Genomic DNA, 680 nt, shown 5'->3' on the forward strand with positions numbered 1-680 from the left:
CGGCGGCATCAGAAGCGGTCGGCGAGCCCCATCGCCGGGTCGCTGACCGAGTGGCGGCCGGTTTCGACGCGGCCGGCGACGCGGCGCGAGAAACTCGCGTCGCTGTCCGCGGTGACGATGAAGTCGTACCAGTGGCCGGTCGAGTCGAGCTTCCAGTGCAGCTCGGCCTGGTCGCCGGCGCGCACCGTGACCGTCCACGTGGTACCGGTACCGTGGCCGCGACCCTGGCTGTTGCCGTCCTCGTTGCCGTGGCCATGACCGCGATCGTCGTGCGCGCCGTGCCCGGACAGCGGCCCGTAGACCTGGTTCGACTTCACGGTGAAGCGCACCGAGCCGCCGCCGTGGTTGCGCAGCTTCAGGTGGAGGTTGCCGCTCGCGCCCGCATAGCCGACGCGAACTTCCGGATGGGGCGCGCGTGCCCCGGCCAGACGGCTGAGGTCGCCGGTGAAGCGGCGGTGATAGCCGTTCGGGCCCAGCACCCACAGGTCATATTTACCGCCGTTGTCGGCGCGCGCGGCCCAGTCGCCGTGCAGCGTCTTGCCCGGTTCGACGACGTAGCGCTGCGGCAGGCGGTCGAGGTGCAGCTTGTCATAGACGTGAAACACGGCGGCGGCGCGGCCCGTGTTCGCGAACTTCAGCGTGACCGTGCCGTTGCCGGCATCGGTATGCGCGCTGGCATG

General features: G+C 70.6%; 1 protein-coding gene. It reads right to left on the bottom strand.

The window, feature by feature from the left end:
- Positions 1–8: 8 nt before the first annotated feature.
- Positions 9–680: phospholipase domain-containing protein (locus G3N93_RS41165; protein ID WP_206135659.1), on the bottom strand; the 672-nt coding region annotated here is incomplete at its 5' end.

Origin of the sequence: Burkholderia sp. Se-20378, assembly GCF_017104665.1 — a bacterium.
In the GTDB taxonomy this organism is placed as follows: domain Bacteria; phylum Pseudomonadota; class Gammaproteobacteria; order Burkholderiales; family Burkholderiaceae; genus Burkholderia; species Burkholderia lata.